The sequence below is a fragment of the Vibrio sp. Of7-15 genome (assembly GCF_022347565.1).
Classification (GTDB): Bacteria; Pseudomonadota; Gammaproteobacteria; order Enterobacterales; family Vibrionaceae; genus NORP241.
On record NZ_JAKRGH010000019.1, the window covers coordinates 129541 to 146107 of the forward strand.

At 43.7% G+C, this 16567-nt stretch carries 14 protein-coding genes and 1 tRNA gene; 2 read left to right on the forward strand and 13 right to left on the reverse strand.

The genetic code is table 11. The annotated features are described in order from the left end of the window. The first annotated feature begins 140 nt into the window (after window positions 1-140). Complete coding sequence (locus MHO82_RS17965) at window positions 141-1550, forward strand: amidohydrolase (protein ID WP_239186000.1); 1410 nt, start codon at window positions 141-143, stop codon at window positions 1548-1550. 85 nt (window positions 1551-1635) lie between these two features. Here MHO82_RS17965 and MHO82_RS17970 read toward each other — a convergent pair whose 3' ends face one another. From MHO82_RS17970 to MHO82_RS18025, 12 genes are all read right to left on the reverse strand, one after another. Continuing rightward, window positions 1636-2262 carry a tetratricopeptide repeat protein gene (locus tag MHO82_RS17970; protein ID WP_239186002.1) on the reverse strand — a complete coding sequence of 209 codons (627 nt, stop codon included), beginning with the start codon at window positions 2260-2262 and terminating at the stop codon, window positions 1636-1638. A 231-nt stretch (window positions 2263-2493) separates the two neighbouring features. Next, window positions 2494-3810: an adenylosuccinate synthase gene (locus MHO82_RS17975; RefSeq protein ID WP_239186004.1), complete on the reverse strand. Its 1317-nt coding sequence runs from the start codon at window positions 3808-3810 to the stop codon at window positions 2494-2496. 124 nt (window positions 3811-3934) lie between these two features. Then, window positions 3935-4129: a DUF2065 domain-containing protein gene (locus MHO82_RS17980; RefSeq protein WP_239186006.1), complete on the reverse strand. Its 195-nt coding sequence runs from the start codon at window positions 4127-4129 to the stop codon at window positions 3935-3937. A 62-nt stretch (window positions 4130-4191) separates the two neighbouring features. After that, window positions 4192-5085, reverse strand: coding sequence for a protease modulator HflC (gene hflC, locus MHO82_RS17985; protein WP_239186008.1), 894 nt, complete (start codon window positions 5083-5085; stop codon window positions 4192-4194). Between the two features lie 2 nt (window positions 5086-5087). Further along, window positions 5088-6263 carry an FtsH protease activity modulator HflK gene (gene hflK, locus MHO82_RS17990; protein WP_239186010.1) on the reverse strand — a complete coding sequence of 392 codons (1176 nt, stop codon included), beginning with the start codon at window positions 6261-6263 and terminating at the stop codon, window positions 5088-5090. A gap of 52 nt (window positions 6264-6315) precedes the next feature. Beyond that, window positions 6316-7605, reverse strand: coding sequence for a ribosome rescue GTPase HflX (hflX, locus tag MHO82_RS17995; protein ID WP_239186012.1), 1290 nt, complete (start codon window positions 7603-7605; stop codon window positions 6316-6318). Between the two features lie 26 nt (window positions 7606-7631). After that, complete coding sequence (gene hfq, locus MHO82_RS18000) at window positions 7632-7898, reverse strand: RNA chaperone Hfq (protein WP_239186014.1); 267 nt, start codon at window positions 7896-7898, stop codon at window positions 7632-7634. Window positions 7899-7998: 100 nt separating this feature from the next. Next, on the reverse strand, window positions 7999-8931 hold the full coding sequence (miaA, locus tag MHO82_RS18005) for a tRNA (adenosine(37)-N6)-dimethylallyltransferase MiaA (RefSeq protein WP_239186016.1): 933 nt from the start codon (window positions 8929-8931) through the stop codon (window positions 7999-8001). Next, the gene (gene mutL, locus MHO82_RS18010) at window positions 8924-10960 is read right to left on the reverse strand and encodes a DNA mismatch repair endonuclease MutL (protein WP_239186018.1); all 2037 of its coding nucleotides are present in this window, start codon (window positions 10958-10960) and stop codon (window positions 8924-8926) included. Before mutL ends, miaA begins: the two co-directional genes overlap by 8 nt. Window positions 10961-10966: 6 nt before the next feature. After that, window positions 10967-12622 carry a LysM peptidoglycan-binding domain-containing protein gene (locus MHO82_RS18015; RefSeq protein WP_239186045.1) on the reverse strand — a complete coding sequence of 552 codons (1656 nt, stop codon included), beginning with the start codon at window positions 12620-12622 and terminating at the stop codon, window positions 10967-10969. A 44-nt stretch (window positions 12623-12666) separates the two neighbouring features. After that, entirely contained in the window at window positions 12667-13131 is a 465-nt protein-coding gene (tsaE, locus tag MHO82_RS18020) for a tRNA (adenosine(37)-N6)-threonylcarbamoyltransferase complex ATPase subunit type 1 TsaE (protein WP_239186020.1), read from the reverse strand. Beyond that, complete coding sequence (locus MHO82_RS18025; RefSeq protein ID WP_239186023.1) at window positions 13100-14638, reverse strand: NAD(P)H-hydrate dehydratase; 1539 nt, start codon at window positions 14636-14638, stop codon at window positions 13100-13102. Before MHO82_RS18025 ends, tsaE begins: the two co-directional genes overlap by 32 nt. A 35-nt stretch (window positions 14639-14673) precedes the next feature. On the opposite strand from MHO82_RS18025, the gene queG reads away from it, so the two are divergent. Continuing rightward, window positions 14674-15795: a tRNA epoxyqueuosine(34) reductase QueG gene (gene queG / locus MHO82_RS18030; RefSeq protein WP_239186047.1), complete on the forward strand. Its 1122-nt coding sequence runs from the start codon at window positions 14674-14676 to the stop codon at window positions 15793-15795. A gap of 684 nt (window positions 15796-16479) precedes the next feature. Here the strand turns inward: queG and MHO82_RS18035 are convergent. After that, window positions 16480-16555 (reverse strand) — tRNA-Gly (locus MHO82_RS18035). Window positions 16556-16567: the final 12 nt, after the last annotated feature.

Sequence of the window (16567 nt, forward strand, 5' to 3'; positions counted from 1 at the left end):
ATTCACATCTTGCTATATCTTTTCACAGCGCAGATTAAGATCACAGTTTATTACTACTGATAAAGCAATCGATTGCATCTTTATAGTAACAGTCTATCATTCTGCCTTAAGTTCCTGTCCGATCTAATTAAGGCATTACAATGAAATTAAAACGCTCTCTTCTTGCCGTTGCCATTGCAGCCGCTGGGCTTCTTCCTTTTACTGCTTCTGCAGCACAAAAAGCCGATCTTATGATCACCGATGCGACTCTTCTGACCATGGACGAAGCAAAAACCACCTATGAAAAGGGTACGGTTGTTGTAAAAGGGAATAAAATCATCGCCGTTGGTGATGAATCACTAGCAAAAGAATACCAAGCAACCACAGTACTTGATGTGGATGGCGACATTGTAATGCCTGGCCTAATTAACTCACATACTCACGTTTCAATGACGGTATTCCGTTCATTAGCGGATGATGTACCAGACCGCTTACACCGTTATATTTTCCCGCTGGAGAAGAAATTAGTATCTCGTGATATGGTTCGCATCGGTGCTAACTTAGGCAACGTGGAAATGGTAAAAGGCGGTGTCACCACTTACGCCGACATGTACTACTTTGAAGATGAAGTCGCCAAAACCGTCGATCAAATCGGTATGCGAGCAGTGCTTGGGGAAACGGTGATCAAATTCCCAGTTGCCGATGCAGCCAATGCAGAAGAAGGCATCAAATACGCGCTGAACTTCATTGAAGAATATAAAGATCACCCACGTATTACCCCGGCATTTGCCCCTCATGCTCCGTACACAAATACAACTGAGATCCTGCAAAAAATTGCGAAGCTTTCTTTAGAACTCGATGTGCCTGTGATGATCCACCTTGCTGAATCTCACCGCGAAGAAGAAAAAATCGCCAAGCGTGCTGACGGCATGTCTCCTGTGGAATACATGGATAGCATTGGCGCTCTGAACAAAAACCTTGTTGGTGCCCATATGATCCTAGTCGACGACAAAGATATCGAGCTGGTCAAAAAGTCGGATATGGGCGTGGCTCACAACATGAGCGCCAACATCAAATCAGCAAAAGGGGTATCGCCGGCACTGAAGATGTACGACGAAGATGTACGTATTGGGCTAGGTACTGACGGTCCAATGTCTGGCAACACATTAAGCACCATTGATGAATTTAACCAAGTTGCCAAAGTACATAAACTAGTCAACCAAGATCGTGCAGCCATGCCACCGATCAAAGTGATCGATATGGCCACCATGGGCGCAGCAAAAGCACTTCACATGGAAGATAAGATCGGCTCATTAGAAACAGGCAAACTGGCTGATATCATTGTTATCGATACTAAAGCGCCTAATATGGTGCCTGTGTACAACCCATACTCTGCACTGGTGTACTCAGCCAACTCTGGTAATGTTCGCCATACCATCGTTGATGGCAACATCATTATGAAAGATCGCAACGTATTAACGGTGAATGAAGACAAGATCCGACAAGAAGCCCTTGAATTTACCAAAGTGGTTCGTGAAACGGTTATAGAAAGTGGTGAAGTGGTTCAGTAAGGTAAAGTGATCTACTTGTCCAAAAAAATGAAAACAAAAAAGGCCCTGTAGTAGGGCCTTTTTAATGTCGGTATAGAAAATTTTATTACCAGAAAACGTCGCGCCTTTTCGCTCTAGCGATAATATTTTCAGGCATTCTCAGTTCTAAGTCTCGCCGTAGGGCTGCAATTTTTCGGTGGGCCATTTTATCGGCAGTCACGGAATTGTAGAGCCATCGATAGGCATCTTCATAATCAAGAGGACTGCCATAATCCCCAAGTAATAATTCTGCTAAGTGTATACGGGCATTAAGGTTTCCCATAGAAGCAGCTTCTCGCAAATATGGGATCGCGCGTTCTCGATCTTGCTGCACGAGCGTTCCAGTTGCGTAATAGCGACCTAATTGCTCTAGTGCCGATGGTAACCCTTGGTGAGCCGCATTTTCCATATAATAAATACCGAGCTCAACATCTCGATCGACACACACACCCCACGCCAGCATATCGCCGTACAAAAACTCATAAGCGGGGGAATCAATTCGAGTTGCCCTAGCAACAATATCTTCTAATAGCTGACAATTATCCGCCTTAAGCTTATCAAGATGGCTATTAGTATCAAACATGTTGATCAACTGTGCTTCCGAATAAATGGGCACAGGTTCTCCTACCTCTGTCAATGCTTGAACAGACGCAGATGCTAGCATCATGGATGCTATCAATACACGAAGTTTCATGAGGACTCTACCTTTCTATACCGTGATTTTTATATCGGCAATGAAAGAAAAGTCTTTAACAAAAATTGCCTCCCAGCGGCAATTTTTTGCCCACATTAATAAATAACCTGAACGCGTGATAAATAGCCAACTTATTCCATTAAATACGCGGATCAAGCCCGCCTAAAAACAACAGGCGAAAAAAAACCAGCGCCGGAGCACTGGTTTCTAATTCATCGCTAACAATCAAAATTAAGCTTGGTAAGGGTGAACCTTGATGATTGTTTCGTTACGATCTGGGCCAGTAGAAATGATATCAACTGGTACACCTGTTAGTTCTTCGATACGTTTGATGTAGTCAAGAGCAGCTTGTGGAAGCGCATCGATTGACTTAGCACCAAATGTGATTTCAGACCAACCAGGCATAGATTCGTAGATTGGAGTCGCTTCTTCGAAAGACTCAGCAGCCATTGGCGACACTTCTAGGATAGAACCATCTTTCATCTTGTAGCCAGTACAGATCTTGATCTCTTCTAAACCGTCTAGTACGTCTAGTTTCGTTAGACACATACCAGAGATAGAGTTGATTTGGATTGCACGACGCATTGCTACAGCATCAAACCAACCTGTACGACGTAGACGACCAGTCGTTGCGCCGAACTCGTGACCAACATCACCTAGGTGCTTACCAATTGGATCTTGCTTATCTAGACCATCGTAAAGCTCAGTTGGGAATGGACCTGAACCAACACGAGTACAGTAAGCCTTAGTAATACCAAGGATGTAACCGATATGACGAGGGCCAAAACCAGAACCTGCAGCAACACCACCAGCAGTCGTGTTAGAAGAAGTAACGTATGGGTAAGTACCGTGGTCGATATCTAGTAGTGTACCTTGAGCACCTTCGAACATGATCTTGTCGCCGCGCTTACGTGCTGCGTCTAGTTCGTCAGTTACGTCCATAACCATTGAAGTTAATAGCTCTGCGTAACCCATGCACTGCTCAAGTACTTCTTCGTAGCTTACTGTGTCAGCTTTGTAGAAGTGCTCTAGTTGGAAGTTATGGAATTCCATTACTTCTTTTAGCTTCTCTGCAAATGCTTCTTTGTCGAAAAGGTCACCAACACGTAGACCACGACGAGCAACTTTATCTTCGTATGCTGGACCGATACCACGACCTGTTGTACCAATCGCTTTTTTACCACGAGCAACTTCACGCGCGTTGTCGATTGCGATGTGGTAAGGAAGAATTAGAGGACAAGCTTCAGAAACGAAAAGACGCTCGCGAACCGGGATACCGCGCTCTTCAAGAGGTTTCATTTCTTTAAGTAGAGCTTCAGGCGAAAGAACAACGCCGTTACCGATAACACATTTAACATTATCGCGTAGGATGCCTGATGGAATCAAATGAAGAACGGTTTTTTCACCGTCAATTACCAGTGTGTGACCAGCATTGTGACCGCCTTGGTAGCGAACCACGTACTTTGCATCTTCAGTTAAAAGGTCAACGATTTTACCTTTACCTTCGTCACCCCATTGGGTGCCCAGAACGACTACGTTATTTCCCATCTTTCCAAGTCTGCTTGTATAGTTAAAAAAGGATTCTAGCACCTTCAGTTCATTCTTGCAGTCATTTTTTAACCATACAAAGCATATTTGCAAGAAATATGTCACATGAAAGAAGCAATCTAATTTACAGCTTATGCCACATCATGTACGTGATCACGACCCCAGCTACCACCAAACAGCCACCAATGCGACGTAAGTTATTGTCTGATTGTTGACTTAACTGTGCGACCATATTTCGCCAACCTTGCGGAGCAATTAAAGGGCCAGCTCCTTCAACAATTAATACGAGACCAATCACCAGCCATAAAACGTCAAACATACTTCCCCCAAACGAAAACAAGGCCCCGAAGGACCTTGTTGAATTAAATAGCACTGCGAACTTTATTGCTCAGCTTCTACGCCTTTTACATTACCCATGTATTGGAAGAAATCGCTTTGAGGGTCAAGAACTAAAATATCGCTCTTGCTGTTAAAGCTATTCTCATACGCTTGTAATGAACGTAAGAAACGGTAGAACTCAGGATCTTTGTTAAATGCCGACGCATAAATAGACGCAGTTTCTGCATCTGCTTGACCTCGAGTAACACGAGCTGTTTTATCTGCTTCTGCTAGTAATGTTGCCACTTCTAGTTCCGCTTGCGCTCGGATTACATCGGCTTTTTCACGACCTTGAGAACGGTGCTTACGAGCAACCGCTTCACGTTCTGCCCGCATACGACGGTAAATAGATTCACTGATCTCATCAGGAAGGTTAATCTTCTTGATTCGAACATCAACCACTTCGATACCCAGATCTTGCGAACTTTCTTTCGAATCAGCTAATACATCTTCCATTACCTGATCACGTTTTTCAGACACAATTTCTTTAATGGTCTTAGAACCAATTTCAGCACGTAGGCCGTCTGCAATTTTACGCTGTAGAAGAGCTTCTGCCGTTAGGATATTACCGCCACCTGTTGCTAGGTAGAACTGGCCAAAGTCAGCAATACGCCATTTAACAAATGAATCGATGATAACGTCTTTTTTCTCAGACGTTACAAAACGGTCAGATTGATCATCCATTGTTTGGATACGAGCATCTAACTTCTTCACACGGTCGAACAATGGCATTTTAAAATGCAGACCCGGTTCGTGAATACGTGCGATTTCATTATTGTCTTTTAAAACACGACCAAATCGAATAACGATACCACGCTCACCTTCTGGGATCACAAACAGTGACATCAAGAAAAGAGCGATAACAACAACAAGTGCAGGGATCATTAACTTACGCATGATTAGTATCTCCCTTGGCGAGTTGATGAACGATTTGAATCAGAAGTAGGTAGCTCTTGCGGGCTTGTTTCTACTTCAATGTTATAGTTTGGACTTGCATTGCTGCTCTTCGTCGCTTTTGCGCCAGAACGAGATTGCTCAACCAGTTTATCCAGAGGCAAATACAGCAGATTACCGCTTGATTCAGAATCAAGTAATACTTTGCTGGTATTGCTGTATACACGTTCCATTGTATCTAAGTACAAACGGCTACGAGTAACATCAGGTGCAGCAGTGTATTCAGGTAATAGTTTCTCAAACTGAGCAACTTGACCCAAAGCTTCGTTAACAATACGTTCTGAATAACCAAGTGCTTCTTTTTTCAGACGTTCAGCACGACCTGTCGCTTTTGGTAATACGTCATTACGGTACGCTTCTGCTTCACGAATGAAACGCTCTTCATCCTCACGCGCTGCAATAGCATCATCAAATGACGCTTTTACCGCTTCTGGTGGACGAGCTGACTGGAAGTTCACATCAACAACTTCTAAGCCCATGTCGTAACGATCAATAATGCGATTTAACACAACTTGAGTACGTTCACGGATCGCCTGACGCCCACTGGTTAGGATGTCATCCATAACCGCATCACCAATAACCGCACGTAACGCAGAGTCTGTTGCTTGACGTAAACTGTCATCTGCATTAGTCACGCTGTATAGGTATTTATGTGGGTCAGATACTCGGTACTGAACCCCCATTTCTACCGTTACTACGTTCTCATCTTTTGTCAGCATCAAGCCTGAGCCACGTAAAGAACGAATCGCCTGTACGTTAACTGAAGTCACTTCATCGATAAAGGTTGGCTTCCAGTTAAGGCCAGGATCAACCATGCGATCATATTTACCTAAACGTAAAACAACACCACGCTCAGCTTCACCAACGGTATAGAAACCAGAGAAAACCCAAAATGCGACAGCAATAACAAGAACGACACCTAAACCAATGGCGCTACCGCCGCCGATAGAAGGGCCATTGCCACCACTCTTGCCACCACCGAACTTACCGCCCAGTTTTTGGCTTAATTTACTAAATACTTCATCAAGATCCGGTGGACCTTGATTATTACCACCACGATTGTTATTACCCCAAGGGTCTTTATCGCGGCCATTGTTGTTACCAGGCTCATTCCACGCCATTAGAGAACTCCATCAATAAATATGACGACAGTATTAACTACCTTAGAACCCACTAAGTAACAATACAGTCACTTAAATGGGTGCCTTCCCTTTTTGCAAGTCTTAACCAATCTACCTGCTGCATACGTATATCGATCAATAAAGAGCCATCGTCTTCATACTCTTCATTAAGAATGCTTTGCAACTGAAAGAACTTACTGCGAATTCGACCAGCATACTCAGGAGGTAAGCGAAGTGTATGGCAAACCATGCTACCTGCTAGTCGCTCTGTGAGCGCCTCAAACAGCAGATCCATGCCCAGGCCATCCATCGCCGATACCCACACACAACGAGGTATGCCTTCTTCATCTCTTTCGATTCGTGGTTTTGGATCATCAAGGTTATCGATTTTATTCATCACCAAAAGTGACGGAATTTCATCGGCCTCAATTTCTTCTAACACCACATTGACTGCATCGATATTTTCACGGAAACGGTCATCACTGGCATCAATCACATGCAGTAAGATGTCCGCTTCTTGAGTTTCTTGCAATGTTGCTTTAAACGCTGCTACTAAATCGTGTGGCAAATGGCGAATAAAACCTACGGTATCAGCAAGAATAGCCGTACCAACATCAGCAAGCTCAATTTTTCTTAGCGTTGGATCTAAAGTTGCAAATAGCTGATCCGCAGCATAAACCCCTGCTTCCGTAATACGGTTAAACAAGGTCGATTTTCCCGCATTGGTGTAACCCACCAGCGAGATTGTCGGTATTTCAGCTCTATTTCTTGCTCGGCGACCTTGTTCACGCTGTTTAGCTACTTTTGCTAAACGACGCAAAATCGCTTTAATTCGGTCACGCAACAAACGTCTGTCGGTTTCTAGCTGAGTCTCACCCGGACCACGTAAACCTATACCACCTTTTTGTCTTTCAAGGTGGGTCCAACCGCGAATCAGTCGGGTGGAAAGGTGACGTAATTGAGCAAGTTCAACTTGAAGTTTACCTTCATGGGTACGCGCACGTTGAGCAAAGATATCTAGGATAAGTCCTGTGCGATCCAATACTCGGCACTTACATAGCCCTTCAAGGTTACGTTCTTGGGCAGGAGATAAGGCATGATTAAATATAATAATATTTGCCCCTTCGGCTCTAACAGCATCTGCTATTTCCTGAGCCTTACCCTCACCGACATAATATTTAGAGTGGGGAGCTTGACGACTACCTGTAATCACACGTAGCGTGTTCACTCCCGCTGAAGATACCAGCATTTCACATTCGCTGAGATCTTCCCACTCGCCTTCCTGCGTGAAGTTGATATGAACAAGAATAGCCTGCTCACCGGATTCATAACGGTCAAACAAGCAATCAACTCCTTACTAAAGAAAGATTAATCTTCAGTTTTCTCTTGAGGACGGTCGCCATGTGGGCGCTCCGTCGCACTGTGGTGGCTCACTGCACGAGCCGGAACCACTGTTGAAATCGCATGCTTGTATACCATTTGATTAACAGTGTTCTTTAATAGGATTACGAATTGATCAAACGATTCAATTTGGCCTTGTAGTTTGATGCCGTTTACTAAATAAATAGAAACAGGCACCCTTTCTCGGCGCAGCGCATTTAAAAACGGGTCTTGTAAAGATTGCCCCTTAGCCATTTTTCTTTTCCTTATTTGTTTGTAATTGTAATTTTCTTTAGCTATGAACTAAATGAATCAATAAAATACGCAAAAACAGACAACATTATACACAGTTCAATCAGTCACTAATCAATGAGTTTGTGACTGTTTGTAACGCACTATCAATGTCGTCACTATCCAACCAAGTTAAATTTTCCCAGCTTCTCAACCAGGTAATTTGTCGCTTGGCCAATTGACGAGTGGCACAGACTCCACGAAAAATCGCTTCATCTAACGTACCATTCCCGTCCAAATAATCCCACATCTGCCTGTAGCCCACACAACGTATTGACGGGAGTTCTGGATGCAAATCTCCTCGTTGATACAATGCTTGAACTTCTTGCTCAAATCCCGCCTCAACCATATTGTTAAAACGTAATTCAATTCGGCGATGCAGTTCTGCCCTTTCCTTGGGTGCTATCGCAAACTGATGAACCCTAAATGGCAGTGACTCACCTTGAGTCTGGGTTAACTCAGTTAAAGTTTTACCCGAAATTCGAAAAACTTCCAATGCTCGCGACAGGCGTTGCGGATCATTGGGGTGAATTCGGGCTGCTGAAACAGGATCTATTTCAACTAATTGATCATGCATGGCTTGCCAGCCCATTTCTGTTGCCTGGCGCTCAATTTCAGCACGAATGTTAGGGTCAGCAGCAGGTAATGGCGATAAGCCTTCAAGTAATGCTTTAAAATACAGCATGGTTCCCCCTACCAAGAGCGGGATTTTTCCTTGAGCGACTATGTCATTCATTTCACGTAATGCATCACGACGAAAATCAGCTGCTGAATAACTTTCTTTTGGATCTCGAATATCAATCAGACGATGAGGAGCAAGAGAAAGTTCTCGCTCATCTGGTTTGGCTGTACCGATGTCCATCGTCTTATAGATTAGGGCAGAGTCGACACTTATCAACTCCACTGGAAAACGTTGTCGTAATCTTATTGCTAATTCGGTTTTACCCGATGCCGTAGGCCCCATTAAAAAGATGGCCTTAGGTAGTTGTTCAGTCATGATTAAATGCTTTTATTGCTGCGATCGTATCTACAGGCTGTAGCAGTTGTGCATGATAGGCACTCAACTGTTCACCCCATAATTGTTCTAATTCAGACACTAACTGAATAGCTTGAGCGGTTGTGTATTCACTTACATCATGAGTCAATTGCTGTGCAAGCCAAGGAATAATATTCACAATCCCACAATCTGATTCTTGTTTGTCTAAGTAAGATAACAGATTTGGTACTAACTGCTGTAAATTTTGCTGTCTTAATGGTTGTGAAACTGCCATGACTATCACAGCATCATGTCCTTTCGGTTTTAATTGGATCCCTAATTTAGCCAGTAGATTATAATTCTGATTTAATGTTTCCATTTGCTCTTGAGCAATAGGTAACGTATGCGGAATCAATAAAGGCTGAGCTTTTAATTCCCCCTCTACCGCCGTATTTAATTGCCCTAAGATTTGAAGGTATTGGGCATGTCTTAACGACAGTAGCTGCACTTCATCACCACTGGCCATCAGTAAATATTGATTTTGAATGACCGTAAGTGCTTTACCTAAACTTTTGATCGAACCTTGTTCTGGGGCAGAAGGAACCATTCCGACTGGGGCTCGTTCTGGCAATGGCGTAATATCTGTCGCTTTTTCTGCCACCCCTTTTTCAGCGACACCATAGTCCGGCGTCTGCATCAGCTTTTGATAGTTTTTGACTTCCTTAGCAGAAGGAGGCCGTGGCCGCTCATAATTACTATTGCCATAAGAAGAAGGCGGTCGAGCAGAGTTGTGCCCGGGCCTCGTGGTAGTATTCGAATGGCTGCTTTTGTAACTTGTCCCTCGGCTTGGGTTAGGTGCAGATTGAATCCACTCTCTTGGTTCCGCTTTATTCGGATAAACCGGAGAATTAGCAATCGCCTCCATCACAGGAGAGGGAGCTGGCTTCTCTTGCAAAGAAGCAGGTGATTCAACCGTTTTGGACACACTGCCTTTTTCATTCTCAAGCGACTCATTCTCCGATTCAGAAAGATTCTCCACATGAGGCAGTTGAGCACTTTGCTTCAGAGAGTCACTGATCGCTTGGTAGATAAAATCATGAACTAGTCGTGCTTGGTGAAAACGAACTTCGTGTTTTGCAGGGTGAACATTCACATCCACCTGGTGGGGGTCGATTTCAATAAATAATGCATAACCTGCAAATTGCTCAGGGCGCAGACTGCTCTCATACCCTTGGCGTATCGCATGGTTAATGAGCTTATCTCGCATCATTCGACCATTCACATAACAGTACTGCAAGTCACCTTGTGAACGAGCCCCTTCCGGAGAAGATATCCATCCAGATAACGTTAAATCACCGTATTCTAATTTTACGCTCAGAGCGTGCTGCACAAAGCCTTGACCACATACCGCCGCTAATCGACGCTCTCGTTGAGCATCCGTTTGTGAAGCCCGATACTGACGGATCACTTTTCCGTTATGGCGCAAGTTAATCGCCACATCAAAACGACTTAAAGCAATACGCTTTAATAACTCATCAATATGACCAAATTCTGTTTTTTCAGTTCGGAGGAACTTACGTCGAGCTGGCGTATTAAAAAACAGATCCAAGACTTCAACGGTGGTTCCTACAGGGTGAGCGGCAGGTTTGGTTTTTACCGCCATATCTCGCCCTTCTGCATACGCGGACCATGCTTGTTCCTGCGCGACAGTACGAGATGTGATAGTAAGACGAGAAACAGAACTGATACTTGCTAGCGCTTCACCACGAAACCCCAAACTCACAATGGCTTCTAAATCATCCAAAGTATGAATTTTGGAAGTTGCATGACGACTCAGCGCTAAACCCAGCTCCTCTTTGACGATTCCTTTTCCGTTATCACGAATGCGGATCATCTTGCTACCACCTTTCTCGATATCAATATCAATACGGGTGGCACCAGCGTCTAAGCTGTTTTCTACTAGCTCTTTCACCACCGAAGCAGGGCGCTCAACCACTTCTCCGGCGGCGATTTGGTTTGCTAGTCGAGCTGGTAAGATTTGAATCGTCATAAACTACTAACTACTTGGAATGATTAATGTTTGGCCAACAGCTAATTTGTCAGAACGCAATTTGTTCGTTTTACGAATACTGTCGATGGTAACGCCATAGTTCGCGGCAATCTTTCCTAAAAAGTCACCACGTTTAACTTTATGCGTAATCGTGGGTTTGTAGTTAGTGCTTACTTTCAGTTTTTGCCCTACTTTCAAAGTATCTGAACGCAAGTTATTCAGCTTACGAATGCTGGACATCGTCACATTGTAATCCTGAGCAATCTTCCCTAAGTATTCCCCGCTCTTCACAACATGAATCACAGTGGATGACTTAACACTTGAAACCGCTTTTGATGCTGAGGCCATAACGCCTTTACTAGGAACCGTTAATACTTGCCCAATGGCTAAACCTGTCCCTTTAAGCTTATTCGCTTTTTGAATCGCAGCCACCGAGGAGTTATATTTATTGGCAATCAAAGATAACGACTCACCTCTTTTTACCTTGTGTTTAATGCCATTTTTTCTCAGGGCAAACAAGGTTCCTTCTGGGGGAGTCCCCTCAAAATAACTGACGATAGCTTTTGTAATAGCGCGCGCTAACTTATCTTGATGACTTTTTTGAAACAGTAGCTTTTCTTCTTTCGGGTTAGACATAAACCCCGTTTCAACCAGTACCGAAGGAATGTCTGGGGACTTTAAAACCGCTAAGCTGGCATGAATAGGATCACGACGATGAAGTTTAGTCACCTTCCCCATTTCAGCTAAGATATTGGTAGCCACATTAAAGCCCTCTTTTTGAGAATGGCTAAACTGCAAATCCAATAACGTTTGACTCAAATTACGATCGTTTTTCGTGCTTGATAACACATCACCAGCACCACCCAATAATTCAGATTGTTCTTCGTGTTTTTCAACCCAGCGGGCAATTTCTGTATTGGCACGCTTGGTGTTTAAGACGAATACCGAACCACCTCTTGGTTGTGAGGAAGTAAAGCTATCTGCATGAATGGAAACTAATAAATGTGCTTTATTTTGACGAGCAATCTCAGAACGGCGGTTAAGGTTAACAAAATAATCTCCTCGACGAGTCAACACCGCTTTCATACCGGGGATTGCATTAATTTTTGCGGCAACTTTCTTAGAGACTGCAAGCGTAGTGTGTTTCTCGTATTTACGAGTAGGACCAATAGAGCCAGGATCTTCACCACCGTGACCAGCATCAATTGCAACTATGATATCAGCAGTACCCGCTAACTGACTGGCCTGTTTACTCACCGACGCAGGGGTTGGCTTCGCCACAACCGCTGAGGTCGATTTAGAATGCGGTAGATCCACCACCAAGCGGTGACCGTATTGCCCACCAGGTGTTGGCGCTAATTTAAATAAATTAGGCTTAGACGCTTTTTTTAATTCGAAAACAAGGCGATAAGTGCCTTTTGTTGGAGGGGTACTTTTACGAACTTTCGATAACACCGCGCTGCCCGTCACATTGATCGGTAGCTTTGCTTTCAAGTCCGTGTTTTTCAGATCAACCACTAAGCGGCTCGGGCTACTTAGTGTAAAGTAGCTGTAGTCCGCTTCTTGCTTTAAATCGATCACCACTCGGGTTTCATCGGGGGCAGGCCAAACTCGTAGCCCTTCTAAGGTATTTGCATACACCAAAGAAGCGCCAGTCATCATCCATAATAAAATGAGCGTAAAACTCGCTCGCACAACTTTACAGATCAACACAACTCCAAACGCTTGACCAAACTTACACCATACTCGTTATTTGCACTGATCGTAACTAAACGTTGCTCTCCGCTATAACGCAATTCAATATCCAAATCCGGCTTTGGTAGTAGCCCCTCTCCTTTTTCAGGCCACTCCACCAAACAGATTGCGTCATCCGTGAAATAATCACGAATCCCCATAAATTCAAGTTCTTCAGGATCAGCTAAGCGATACAAATCAAAGTGATATACCTGCCACTGCGCTAACTGATAAGGCTCCACTAATGTGTATGTTGGGCTTTTCACGTTACCTTGATGGCCCAAAGATCGAATAAAACCACGGCTAAACGTCGTTTTCCCAGCCCCTAGATCACCATGTAGATAAATAGTTGTTTGTTGCTGACACGCATGGGCCAGTTTATTACCTAAATCAATTGTGTCTTGCTCAGTAACAAGAGTCAGTTCTAATGTTTGCATCTTCAATTTTTTGTACGTTTATTAATTGTCTAATATAAGGGAATAAATCTGAGGCTAACATACCTCGCTCTCCGTTTTGAGAGGCAAGATCACCCGCTCTACTGTGAATCCATGTACCTAACCGAGCAGCATCAAAAAGCGTTAGCCGCTGAGCAAGTAAGCCCCCGATAATACCAGAAAGAACATCCCCCATACCGCCTGATGCCATACCAGGGTTACCTTCTTGAACCAAAGCGTAATTTTCACCATCAAAAATGATACTGCCTGGCCCTTTTAATACCACGACACCGCCGTATTTTTTCTGAATATTTGAGACAGCTAAAAAGCGATCTGATTCAATGTCTGAAACGCTACAACCTAACAGTCGAGCAGCTTCCCCGGGATGAGGAGTCAGGACACGCTTATCATTATAGCTCGGCTCTTGAGCTAACAAGTTCAATGCATCAGCATCAAACACTAGATTCAACTTGTCGATAATATCAGGTTGTGTGAGTAACTGATAAAAAGATCGCCCCCAATTTTCCACTCCTAATCCAGGGCCAATCACCACGACGTCAGCCCATTCTAAGCGCTGCTTCACGTGTCCTTCATCGGCACGTTCGCAACCTAATGCCATGAGTTCAGGAGTACGAACAATTAAAGGCGTGATGTGATCGGTTCGTGTGATCGCCGCAACCAGACCCGCGCCCGTTCTTAAGCAACCTTGGGAGCTTAATGCGATGGCACCCGCCATGTCATAATCTCCTCCAATGCAGACCACTCGCCCGTGACTCCCTTTATGAGCGAGAACATGACGAGGCGCTAATAAATCAATCACATCCCTTTCAGAGACCCGCCAGCAACTCGGCTTCACCAGCTGTTCAAACTCTTCTTGTACATCAAGGGCCGCATAGTACAACTTTCCTACAACGGATTTAGCAATACCAGTTAACAGACCTTGCTTTACTGCAATAAACGTCAGAGTCGTCGTTGCTTGCACTACTTCAGAAGGAGCCACACCGATATCACAGTCCAACCCAGAAGGAACATCCACAGATAAAACCTGACGATTTTCCGCATTAATCGTACGGATCACATCAGCGGCTTGTGAACGAACTGGGCCTTTAATCCCTATACCAAGAATGGCATCAACAATAAGCTCTACTTGCTCAGGAATGTGCTTATCAGGCCTATCAATATCCCCACCTTCAGATAACCACAAATCACGAGCAATAGCCGCATCGCCTTTAAGTGCACTGGCCTGGCCTAACTGCCATACTTGAACAGCAATACCCGCCTGTTTCGCTAAGTAAGCTAATACGTAGCCGTCCCCGCCATTATTACCTGTACCGCAGCACACCAGCATCGTTTTAAGTTCAGGCCATTGCTGCTGAACATGATCAAACAAGGCCTGCCCTGCACGAGCCATTAGATCAAACATCGGCAACTGCATTTTGCTTGCAACAACTTGCTCTCCTTGCTTGACCTGCTCAGCACAATAAAGCCTTTGTGGTAAACTCTTAGACATGAATATTTCACTCTATCAGTTAGGTTTTTGTGGTTATTGATTACACCGAACTTGCTCAAAATATCAAGCAATGGGGTAAAGAGCTAGGTTTTCAAAAAGTCGGAATTTGTGATGTAGATTTAAGCGCTCATGAAAAGCCCTTACAAGATTGGCTTGATGCTGGCTACCATGGGGAGATGGATTGGATGGCTCGACATGGAATGATGCGAGCAAGACCCGATGAGCTCCACCCGGGAACATTAAGAGTGATCAGTGTGCGAATGGACTACCTTCCACCTGAAGCACACTTTGCCTCTAACTTAAATAACCCAAGCCAAGCTTACATCAGCCGCTATGCCTTAGGCCGTGATTATCACAAACTTGTACGTAACCAACTCAAAAAGCTCGGACAGAAAATTGAAAAAGAGGTAGGACAGCTCGGCTTTCGTCCTTTTGTGGACTCCGCACCGATTTTAGAACGGCCATTAGCTGAAAAAGCTGGACTTGGCTGGGTGGGAAAGCACTCGCTATTACTTGATGCCAATGCGGGCTCTTGGTTCTTTCTTGGTGAGCTCCTAGTGGATATTCCTCTGCCTACAGATGTTGCCCAAGAAGAGCAATGCGGAAAGTGTGTGGCTTGTATCACATCTTGTCCAACAGGAGCCATCGTTGCACCTGGTGTTGTTGATGCTCGCTTGTGTATTTCCTATTTAACCATCGAGTTTGCTGGTGTTATTCCTGAAGAACTACGCCCAAAGCTGGGAAACCGTATTTATGGTTGTGATGATTGCCAACTCGTCTGCCCTTGGAACCGAGAATCGGAAATTACTAAACAACCAGATTTTCATCGTAAAAGTATTTTTGAGTCACCTGACCTCATCTATTTATTTAATTGGACTGAAGAAGAGTTCATGAAAAAAATGGAAGGCTCAGCCATTCGCCGTATTGGTCACCTACAATGGTTACGTAATATTAGCATTGCAATGGGTAATGCTCCCTACTCTCCAGCTATTATTGAAGCTCTTGAAAAACGACAAGGGTTATCAGAAACCTTAGATATACATATTCAATGGGCACTGACACAACAGCAAAGCCAAAACAGTGAACAAGGCGTATCAACCAAAAAAACACAGCGCTTGATACGTATTATCGAGAAAGGACTACCTAGAGATGCTTAAAATAAGCCAGCTCGAATAGCATTACTCATAATTTCGAGCTAGGTCGTGAAAGCAAGATAAAATGTGGAAAAAGTACGCAAGCTCGCGTGCTTTAACCATAGAAAAGGAAGTTAAACACAGACACAAGATATGACTAAGATCAACAAAATAATCATTAAAGATCTTATCCCCGATAGTAAAAACCATCCAGAAACCAACAAAATGCAATTAAAAACAATAGCTTAAATCAATTTAAGCATCACGTTTTTTTGTCATTTGATAAGAAGATCTTTTTTACTAAGAATGATTCCAGAGCTTAATATCAAAATATCAACCAAGTTATCCACAATTATTACTCTGTGGATAAGTATGTTGATTAATATACTTTAAGCCCAAATATAGGCTCTTCTAAAATGATTTAATGTAAATATAAGAGCAAAACCTATCCACAATATTACGAGTCTGACTCATGTGGATGGCTATATTTTGACGTCGCACTACTAACTATTGATTAGAACGTAATACCTAATCCGTAGTATTATTTTTTAAGTGTAATGTTTATCAATAGATAATGCTTCACAGCATTAATTGGATAATGACGTATCAGTAAATGACTACCGATGTCATTCTAACAGGTCTAACGTTTCATCACGTTAGCGGTAGTAATAAATTACAACCTAATTGATATTGTATCTAAGAACAATTTGGAGCGACACACGAGGTTCGAACTCGTGACCTCAACCTTGGCAAGGTTGCGCTCTACCAGCTGAGCTAGTGTCGCATATATTCTCAT

Coding starts and splice junctions, on each gene's coding strand:
- tsaE (WP_239186020.1), bottom strand. CDS start 13,131: ATGCAAACATTAGAACTGACTCTTGTTACTGAGCAAGACACAATTGAT.
- MHO82_RS17965 (WP_239186000.1), top strand. CDS start 141: ATGAAATTAAAACGCTCTCTTCTTGCCGTTGCCATTGCAGCCGCTGGG.
- MHO82_RS18025 (WP_239186023.1), bottom strand. CDS start 14,638: ATGTCTAAGAGTTTACCACAAAGGCTTTATTGTGCTGAGCAGGTCAAG.
- MHO82_RS17980 (WP_239186006.1), bottom strand. CDS start 4,129: ATGTTTGACGTTTTATGGCTGGTGATTGGTCTCGTATTAATTGTTGAA.
- MHO82_RS18015 (WP_239186045.1), bottom strand. CDS start 12,622: ATGATGACTGGCGCTTCTTTGGTGTATGCAAATACCTTAGAAGGGCTA.
- hflK (WP_239186010.1), bottom strand. CDS start 6,263: ATGGCGTGGAATGAGCCTGGTAACAACAATGGCCGCGATAAAGACCCT.
- MHO82_RS17975 (WP_239186004.1), bottom strand. CDS start 3,810: ATGGGAAATAACGTAGTCGTTCTGGGCACCCAATGGGGTGACGAAGGT.
- hflC (WP_239186008.1), bottom strand. CDS start 5,085: ATGCGTAAGTTAATGATCCCTGCACTTGTTGTTGTTATCGCTCTTTTC.
- miaA (WP_239186016.1), bottom strand. CDS start 8,931: ATGACTGAACAACTACCTAAGGCCATCTTTTTAATGGGGCCTACGGCA.
- hfq (WP_239186014.1), bottom strand. CDS start 7,898: ATGGCTAAGGGGCAATCTTTACAAGACCCGTTTTTAAATGCGCTGCGC.
- MHO82_RS17970 (WP_239186002.1), bottom strand. CDS start 2,262: ATGAAACTTCGTGTATTGATAGCATCCATGATGCTAGCATCTGCGTCT.
- mutL (WP_239186018.1), bottom strand. CDS start 10,960: ATGACGATTCAAATCTTACCAGCTCGACTAGCAAACCAAATCGCCGCC.